This window comes from Chryseobacterium sp. A301, assembly GCF_054489425.1.
In genome coordinates this window covers 1-569 of sequence record NZ_JBTMWY010000014.1, presented here as the reverse complement: position 1 = coordinate 569, position 569 = coordinate 1, and the positions used below count along the sequence as shown (strand labels likewise).

The window sequence follows — 569 nt, the reverse complement described above, 5'->3', positions numbered from 1 at the left end:
AAAGGTTCGGAGGGCCCCTCTACTGTTCGTAGAGCTGTTAAATCAAGAAGCTTTCCCTTCCTTAGTATGACGGATCTTTTTGGTTTGAAATAGATAAGTAAAAAGAGGCCCCCTCCAATTGAGAGAATTATCAGAAGTTGAATCATACGGTCTTTCATTGATTCGGCATTCGTTCTTGATTTGACGCTCTCAGTAGCGGGGTCAAATTCTCTTAGGACGGTTGAGGCCATGTAAGCCGCCTCTCTATTTCCTATGCTATCTAATTTGATTAGTTGATTAAAATAATATAGTTTCTGCTTAGGGTCAGTCTTCGATTCACTGCTTTGGATTAAGTACCTATAATTGGATCGAAGTTCCGGTTCAAAGAACCCGTACTTCGAAAACAGGGAATCCACGATCAAAAAATGTCTCTTGGCATTTGCCATGCCATATGCCGTGTTATCTATTTGAAGTATAACTTTCCCTAAATAATAGTGAGTCAAGGCAAGGGCTGTAAAATCCTCTTCATGCTTCAGAATTAATAAAGCATCAGAAAGAACAGAATAGGAGTTTTTGAAATCCTTAGAAAG

The 569-nt window shown here is 39.2% G+C and carries 1 protein-coding gene; it reads right to left on the bottom strand.

Translation table 11 applies throughout. The features are described from left to right. A partial coding sequence (locus ACX3PU_RS10250; RefSeq protein WP_459084940.1) for a hypothetical protein occupies nucleotides 1-569 on the bottom strand: 569 nt, incomplete at both ends.